At 43.8% G+C, this 7068-nt stretch carries 9 protein-coding genes and 1 pseudogene; 6 read left to right on the top strand and 4 right to left on the bottom strand.

Annotated features, from left to right (window positions below; all coding sequences use genetic code 11):
- A pseudogene (locus AB3112_RS06675) lies at window positions 1-107 on the top strand (IS5/IS1182 family transposase); the annotation flags it as partial.
- Here AB3112_RS06675 and AB3112_RS06670 read toward each other — a convergent pair.
- Entirely contained in the window at window positions 90-299 is a 210-nt protein-coding gene (locus AB3112_RS06670) for a hypothetical protein (protein ID WP_084998938.1), read from the bottom strand. The pseudogene AB3112_RS06675 and the gene AB3112_RS06670 sit on opposite strands and share 18 nt — an antisense overlap.
- Before the next feature lie 258 nt (window positions 300-557).
- Here AB3112_RS06670 and AB3112_RS06665 point away from each other — a divergent pair, with 258 nt between their 5' ends.
- From AB3112_RS06665 to AB3112_RS06650, 4 genes are read left to right on the top strand one after another with little or no spacing between them, the layout of a single operon-like run.
- Window positions 558-1157, top strand: a complete 600-nt coding sequence (locus tag AB3112_RS06665) for an ECF transporter S component (RefSeq protein WP_084998384.1) — start codon at window positions 558-560, stop codon at window positions 1155-1157.
- A gap of 2 nt (window positions 1158-1159) precedes the next feature.
- A complete protein-coding gene (locus AB3112_RS06660; protein WP_084974487.1) occupies window positions 1160-1954 on the top strand; it encodes an energy-coupling factor transporter transmembrane component T in 795 nt (264 codons plus the stop codon).
- Entirely contained in the window at window positions 1927-2763 is an 837-nt protein-coding gene (locus tag AB3112_RS06655; RefSeq protein ID WP_367334153.1) for an ABC transporter ATP-binding protein, read from the top strand. Before AB3112_RS06660 ends, AB3112_RS06655 begins: the two co-directional genes overlap by 28 nt.
- Window positions 2750-3550, top strand: coding sequence for an energy-coupling factor ABC transporter ATP-binding protein (locus AB3112_RS06650; RefSeq protein WP_367334152.1), 801 nt, complete (start codon window positions 2750-2752; stop codon window positions 3548-3550). The genes AB3112_RS06655 and AB3112_RS06650 overlap by 14 nt, the downstream gene beginning before the upstream one ends.
- Before the next feature lie 25 nt (window positions 3551-3575).
- On the opposite strand, the gene AB3112_RS06645 is transcribed toward AB3112_RS06650, so the two are convergent.
- Window positions 3576-3983 (bottom strand): hypothetical protein, encoded by a 408-nt coding sequence (locus AB3112_RS06645; RefSeq protein WP_084974494.1) that lies wholly within the window; start codon window positions 3981-3983, stop codon window positions 3576-3578.
- Window positions 3984-4159: 176 nt separating this feature from the next.
- Between AB3112_RS06645 and AB3112_RS06640 the strand changes: the two genes are divergently transcribed.
- Window positions 4160-4921 carry a sulfite exporter TauE/SafE family protein gene (locus AB3112_RS06640; protein ID WP_367334151.1) on the top strand — a complete coding sequence of 254 codons (762 nt, stop codon included), beginning with the start codon at window positions 4160-4162 and terminating at the stop codon, window positions 4919-4921.
- A gap of 121 nt (window positions 4922-5042) precedes the next feature.
- Here AB3112_RS06640 and AB3112_RS06635 read toward each other — a convergent pair whose 3' ends face one another.
- Entirely contained in the window at window positions 5043-6653 is a 1611-nt protein-coding gene (locus AB3112_RS06635; protein ID WP_367334150.1) for an APC family permease, read from the bottom strand.
- A gap of 222 nt (window positions 6654-6875) precedes the next feature.
- A partial coding sequence (locus AB3112_RS06630; protein WP_367334149.1) for a hypothetical protein occupies window positions 6876-7068 on the bottom strand: 193 nt, incomplete at its 5' end.

Below are 7068 nucleotides of genomic sequence, written 5' to 3'. Positions count from 1 at the left end.
GGCTAGAGAATTGTCGGCGACTTTGGAAAAATTGTGAGCGTCAATTAACCACCAGTCTGCAAATGGTCGTTTTAGCGTTTTTAGCACTATTACTTAAGAGATTTTAGACAGCTTCTAAGGTCGTAAGGATACCGATACGTTTCGAATACCTTGTTGGGTGCGATGGCCTGCTTCACCTTAACGATTGGCGTTGGAGTGGTATCCGGGCTGAACGTTGCTTTGAAAAAGCCAAGCCCAATTAAGACTACTAACAATGTACCACCTAAAAGTCCCCATAATTTGCGATGTCGTTTTAACATGATTATCCCCCGTATCGAAATGCATTTATTAATTACATTATAGGCATACTTGGGTGCTGAAAAATATTGATACCAAGTTCTTATAGTTTCCTTAGCAATTCCGGCAATTTTTTTTGCTTTCTTAAAGATTACTCAGACTTGACATTTCATTGATGCATTGTAAAATTAATGCCAAGTCAATTTAAAAGTATTTCGTACTTTTATATAAAAGTACAGACGACCTTTATTTGGAACTTGTATTTGCAAAGGAGAAGGAAAATGAAGACACAATCGATTCATCGTACCAGTATATGGAAGTTCAAGTTATCAGCAGCCACCATGACTTTAATTCCAGCAGCGGTCGGGATTAATTACGTTGCCAAAGCATTGGCGGAAGGGCTGAAATTGCCGGTCTGGTTGGGGTCACTGGGGACCTTTCTGGCCAGTATGTTGGCAGGCCCGGTAGCCGGTGCCATCAGTGGCTTTATCAACAATGTCATTTATGGGTTAACGTTATCGCCGGTATCAACTGTCTACGCAATTACCAGCATTGGGATTGGCTTTGCGGTCGGCATTTTGCATGCCAAAGGTTGGTTTTCTTCCGCAAAGAAAGTGTTTGTTTCTGCCATTATTATCGCGATTGTTTCTGCCGTTATTTCAACGCCGCTTAACGTTATTTTTTGGGGTGGCCAGACTGGCATTGCCTGGGGAGATTCACTTTTCGCCGTGTTAGTTGCCAACCATGCACCGGTATGGATCGCGTCATTTGTGGACGAATTCGTGTTGGATATTTTGGATAAGGTCTGCGTGGCTTATATTGCCCTTTTCATTTATCGTCAATTGCCGCAGAGAATGATTCGTTTCTTTGGGGATGATTGACAATGGCTGATCAAAGTATGGTTTCTGGGAAGCCTGGCGTTAATTCAAAATGGTATAACGCAATCGATCCAATCACCAAATTATTAATGATCCTGGATATGGCCCTTCTAAGTTTTTCCAGTACAAACTTATTATTTCAAGGCGGGTTGATTTTTGTTGCGACTGGATTGCTATTATTTTCGAAATTAAGCTCGACGACCGTTAAAGCTTTGGGGTTCAGTTTATTCTTGATCTTGACGATGTTGGTCATCCAAGGGTTGTTTTATAGTCGCAATCAAACCCTTTTGTTTTCGATTGTTGGCATTAAGTTCTACAAGGAAGGATTACTTTACGCGACGACTCTTGGCAGCCGTGTGTTGGTCATTATTTTGGCGACTGGCTTTTTTATGGTTACCACGAGTATTTCTGAAAATGCCAAGTATTTGGAACAGTCGGGCTTATCGTATAAAACGGTCTATGTTCTAATGTCGGTGTGCTATATTTTACCCGAGATTATGCGGAACATGCATAAAATTCAAATGGCACAAAAGGTACGGGGGACCAATCCCCAGAAAAGCATGCTACAAAAATTAAAATCAATTTTGCCGGTGCTAATTCCCTTGGTTATTAAAACCTTGGATCAATCGATGGCCCGGTCGATTTCGCTTCAGTTGCGCGGGTTCGACAATCCCCACCGAACCGTTTTGAAAGTTGAGAATCGTTATCGCTGGGTGACCGGAATGCACGTCGGATTATCGTTTCTGGCAATCATTTTGATAGGGTGGAAAATATGGACGAAGATAAACGGATTATTTTAAATCAATTGAGTGTTAGATATCGTGGATCAGATGGGCTGCAGTTAAGAGGCATCACCGTTAGTGCTGAAGCCGGGCAAATCATTGGTATCGTTGGCAACAGCCATTCCGGTAAGTCCACGCTTTGCCAAGTATTAGCCGGTGTCGTTCCCCGAATCATCTCCGCGGAAATGCAGGGGTCGTGCCAGGTGCTGGGCCGTTTTGCCAAGGATGACTGGCGGCAATATAACGCAATGACCGGGGTCGTGTTGCAAAATCCTGCCGGACAACTAAGTGGTTTATCGGACACTGTAGAAGATGAAATTGCCTTTGATTTAATCAATCAGGGGATAGATGAGGCAATTATTAAGCGCCGGGTTGCCAACGTGGCTGCACAAATGGGCTTGTCGGATCAACTGGGACAGCAACCGGAAAGCCTATCTGGTGGTCAAATGCAGCGCTTGGCAATTGCGACCGCGATTGTGACAGACCCCCAGTTGCTCATTTTGGATGATCCCACGAGTGAAATGGATCCACTTGGCCGCCAACAGTTCTTCGACTGGTTGGCAAACGTGTCAAACACAACCGTGGTCATCGTGTCCAGTGAGCTGGATGATTTATGTGAAGTTGCTGACGTGATTTGGATTTTGAAAGAGGGTCAACTAGTTGCCAACGGTTCTCCAGTGACGGTATTTAACCACTTAAATTCAGATTGGCAGATTCCTGAACCAACGATTTATCGCTTGGCAAAAGGGATGAATTGGCGGCTTTCAACCGGAGCTATTCCGGTCACTATCAGTCAGCTCAAGGAGGCCAGATATGTCGCAAATTGAACTTGAGAACTTAGCGTTTGCCTATCCTGAAAAGTCATTTGAATTATCAGTGGACCACCAAGTGCTTTCTGATTCGATGATCGCAATTGTTGGCCAAAATGGTGTCGGGAAGTCGACAATTTTCAAGCTCCTGACGGGTTTACTGAAGGCTCAGTCTGGGAAAATTAGTGTCGATGGGGTGGAATTCAGCGAGCTGGATCCGAAACACCGATTGCAAAAAATTGGCATTACTTTTCAAAACCCTGATGACCAACTGTTCAATGCAACTGTTAAACGAGAGGTAGAGTGGAGTGCGTCTCAAGTGATGCATGATCAGGACGCTATCTCCGTAAAAGCTGATGCTGTCCTTAATAAAGTCGGACTGGCAGGCAAGGCCGGTGAGAATCCTTATGATCTGTCACTCTCTGAACGGAAATTACTAACGGTTGCGACAGTTTTGGTGGTGGATCCAGAAATTTATTTATTTGATGAACCGATGATGTCTCTGGATTGGCCAAGCCGTCAGATGCTGACGACAATCTTTCATCAGTTAGCTGATTCCGGCCATCAAATCATCACCATTACGCACGATATGGATTGGGTGGCGACTGAATTTAGTAAAGTCCATGTGATGGAACGCGGCATGTTTAAATTTGAGGGGACTCCCCGCGAATTATTCGGTGATCGTGAACTGGTGCAGCGCGTGGGACTGTTGCCGCCGAGGATCATGACGGTGGCTGAACTGCTGGGAGATTCACGGACTTATTTATCACCGGAAGATTATCAGGCACAGAATTCAAGTTACTAAAAAGCCGCCTCTATGGGCGACTTTTTTAATAGCGTTGCATGATCATTGGGTGCTTTTTCAGGTCACTTGGCTTAATCTTATTACTTAGTTTCATTGTCATGATCATATACCATTTTTTCTCAATCTTTTGTTTGACAAGGACAAAGTAAGTCTTTGAATGCTTACGACCGATACCCGTTCCAAAGACGACACCTGCTTCATCGGGGTCAGTTTTCCAAGTAACCGGCTTCCAATAGCCATCCTGATTGTTAACCTCGACTTGAACGGTATTTTTCCGGATGCCGACATAAACACCCTTTCCGTTGATGGCTTTCCAATTACCGATAAACCAGTGTGGAATTGATCCGGAAGCGTCGACGCTGTGCGAACCGCTAAATGCAAACAAGAAAATAAAGCTGGCAACTACCAGCAAAATAGATTTAAATTTTTTCATGTTATGTATCCCCCTCATATACATTTATACCATAACCGGAATCGTTTGTCGCGTGTAAATTGTTATTATTTTTATGGTCTGATTTTTCATGTATTTTGCTTTGAAGAATCTTTGCTAATGCCTGATTTAGCGGTAGACTTAAAAGCATTATCAAGTTGATGAAAAGAGATGGCGGAATGGTAACTGAATTTTTGATTGTGTGTCCACTGGTCTTCTTGGCTGGATTTGTTGACGCAATTGGTGGCGGGGGCGGCTTGATTTCGCTTCCGGCATATTTGATGGCTGGGATTCCGGCTCACTTTGCCGTTGGGACTAACAAGTTGTCTTCGGCGATGGGGACGACGGTTGCAACGCTTGAATTTGCCCGCAGTGGCTATATTCGTCTCAAGTTGGCATTTTTATCGGTGTTGGCAGCGATTGTGGGGTCGTCGTTTGGCGCCAACATGGCTTTACATATTTCGGAATACTATTTCCGATTAATTTTATTGATTGTGCTGCCGTTAACAGCATTATATCTACTGCTAAACAAGCATGCGTTGAATTCCAAGCTGGCGGATTCAGCGAAATTGACCGTGTCACAGTTTGTGGCCACTCTATTTATTTCTGTTTCATTAGGTGCATGGGATGGCTTTTATGGCCCTGGTACCGGCACTTTTTTGATTCTAACCTTGGTCGGGATTGCGCATTTGCCGATTAATTTGGCCGCCGGTAATACCAAAGTGATCAATTTGACAACGAATGTGACGGCCCTGGCAGTGTTCTTGCTAAATGATAAAGTCCTCATCCTGCTGGGATTAACGGCAGGGATTTTCAGTATTGTTGGGAATTTTCTCGGGGCATCGTACTATAAGAAGTTTGGCAGCGCAATTGCCCGACCGATTATTATCGTTGTGCTTCTCATTTTCTTTGCGAAAACCATTTGGCAATTTGTGAGTTAATTTGAAATTATTGTCACGATTGCGGTATGATGAACCTACCTTGGCAGGGGCACTTTAAATGCTCAAAAAGCCGGCAGCTGCAGTTTGCAGTTGTCGGCTTTTTATATTTTAAAATAAGTTACTAATCATCATCGTTCATTTTAACGGTGTCGTTCAGCTTCTTGGCCTGATAGAAATCAGGGAAAACGTGGGCGGTTTTGATCCCCCAGTAGTAAAATGCCAAGGATGCCAAGGCAATGACAACGAAGTCCCATGGATAATGGATCCAGTTGATACCATTGAACTCGGTGCTGCCAATATATGACATGATCGAAATAAAGATCAGATAAATAATCATCCACATACTGGAGTAAAACGCCTTTCTGGTATCAACGTAGCCAGCTCGATATTCATAGTAAAAGTAAAATGGCAGGCCGATCAAAATGACCAGAATGACTTCAACGGTTGTTGGCCACATTGCCCAATAAATGGCCAGAGAGGCCAAGACAAATGAAAGTGGGGCCATCCAGCCAAGATTCTTTAACTTGACCGGACGCTTGAAGTTAGGCGCTAATTTTCGGAAGGCAACCGCGGTCACCGGACCGGTTAAATAAGCAATTAGTGTCGACGTTGAAATAACGGTTGCCAACGTTGACCATGACCTGAATACGGAAACCATCAGCATACTGAGCACGAGGTTGACGATCATCGCAACTCGTGGGATGCCGTACTTTTGATTGATTTTACCGATAAAGCTTGGAATATGTTGATTGCTTTCCATGGCGTACAAGGCGCGGCCAGTGGAAGCAGCAAATGACACGCCGGTTCCGACTGGCGAAACAAAGGCGTCCATGTACAACAGAACGGATAACCAGCGAATGCCCAACATAATCGCTAAATCAGCGAACGGTGAGTTAAAATCAAAACCACTCCAACCGGTTGACGCAAGCGTTGACGGCTTCATAGATGTGATGTAAGTGCTTTGAAGCAGAATGTAAATAATCCCACTGATCAGCAATGAAATAAAAATACCACGACCGATATTTTTCCGAGATTTTTTGATTTCGCTTCCCATATTGATGACGGTCTGGAATGCGTTAAATGAAAAGATAATCCCGGCGGCCGACGTTGCGGCGAAAATCGGAGCCGAACCATATGGCATAAACTCGTGAATAGAGTGACCGTAGTTTTGCGGATAAAATCCTGATACGGTCAGCATGATAATTGTTAGGGCAGGAACCCCGATTTTTAGAATTGATATTAAACTTGTGAAGCTGGTCAACAGCTTAACGGACCAGAAATTTAAGAGGGTGAATACTAAGATAAATACGAAAACAACCATTAAGCCGGACGTGGTGATCGCACCGTTTTTCAAAAACGCGTGGGTCCAGTTCGCCCATGACCACGGCCAGGAACTCATATACTGAACAGCGGCGACGGCTTCAATCGGAATTAACGTGATTAATGAAATCCAGTTGGCCCATGATGCAATGAACCCCAAAAGTGGCCCGTGTGAATATTGGGCATAGCGACTCATTCCACCAGCCTCGGGAAACATTGCGCCGATTTCGACATAGTCATAAGCGATTGCCGCAATCACGACGCCACCAATGACCCAAGAAATAATCGCTGCCGGGCCGGCAATCTTAGTTGCTTCCCATGATCCGAAAAGCCAGCCGGAACCAATCAGTGATCCCAGTGTCAGCATGACAAGTTGAAAAAGTCCAATCTTTGTTGTGTTTTTTGAATCCATGTATACCTCCTGTTAGCAATGACAACTAGTTTACCAAAGATAAAAATGATTGCAAATGATTGAAAACGGACAACCGCGGGCTATGGTTGTCAAAACAGGGGGTTGGGGAAATTTGATGGATTTTGAAAACGAGCTTTTGCAGGTGATCTTTACTGGAAAAGTTAATAAAAAAGAGAAAGCATTTTGCTTTCTCTAGAGTTTCATATTCAGAGTGAATAGTGACTACTTAACAAAATTCAAATTTGCACGGTCTACAAAACCGATAGCACCTTTTTCCGTTGATACCAGAACAGAACGACTTTTCCCATCATCTTTTAGAATGGTTACTTTGGATCCTGAAGTAAGGGTACCATTAGTGGGATTATATTTAGGATTTGCTTTATCATCCAAACGATTTGCATAAAGAGGTAAATTG

The sequence above is a fragment of the Lentilactobacillus sp. genome (assembly GCF_040773105.1).
Lineage (GTDB): Bacteria > Bacillota > Bacilli > Lactobacillales > Lactobacillaceae > Lentilactobacillus > Lentilactobacillus parabuchneri.
Note: the sequence above shows the minus strand (reverse complement) of the source record. Positions and strands in the feature narration are given on the sequence as shown.

Bases quoted from the DNA above. Each gene is read 5' to 3' on its own strand.
- AB3112_RS06670 (WP_084998938.1), bottom strand. From the start codon at position 299: ATGTTAAAACGACATCGCAAATTATGGGGACTTTTAGGTGGTACATTG.
- AB3112_RS06665 (WP_084998384.1), top strand. From the start codon at position 558: ATGAAGACACAATCGATTCATCGTACCAGTATATGGAAGTTCAAGTTA.
- AB3112_RS06660 (WP_084974487.1), top strand. From the start codon at position 1,160: ATGGCTGATCAAAGTATGGTTTCTGGGAAGCCTGGCGTTAATTCAAAA.
- AB3112_RS06655 (WP_367334153.1), top strand. From the start codon at position 1,927: ATGGACGAAGATAAACGGATTATTTTAAATCAATTGAGTGTTAGATAT.
- AB3112_RS06650 (WP_367334152.1), top strand. From the start codon at position 2,750: ATGTCGCAAATTGAACTTGAGAACTTAGCGTTTGCCTATCCTGAAAAG.
- AB3112_RS06645 (WP_084974494.1), bottom strand. From the start codon at position 3,983: ATGAAAAAATTTAAATCTATTTTGCTGGTAGTTGCCAGCTTTATTTTC.
- AB3112_RS06640 (WP_367334151.1), top strand. From the start codon at position 4,160: ATGGTAACTGAATTTTTGATTGTGTGTCCACTGGTCTTCTTGGCTGGA.
- AB3112_RS06635 (WP_367334150.1), bottom strand. From the start codon at position 6,653: ATGGATTCAAAAAACACAACAAAGATTGGACTTTTTCAACTTGTCATG.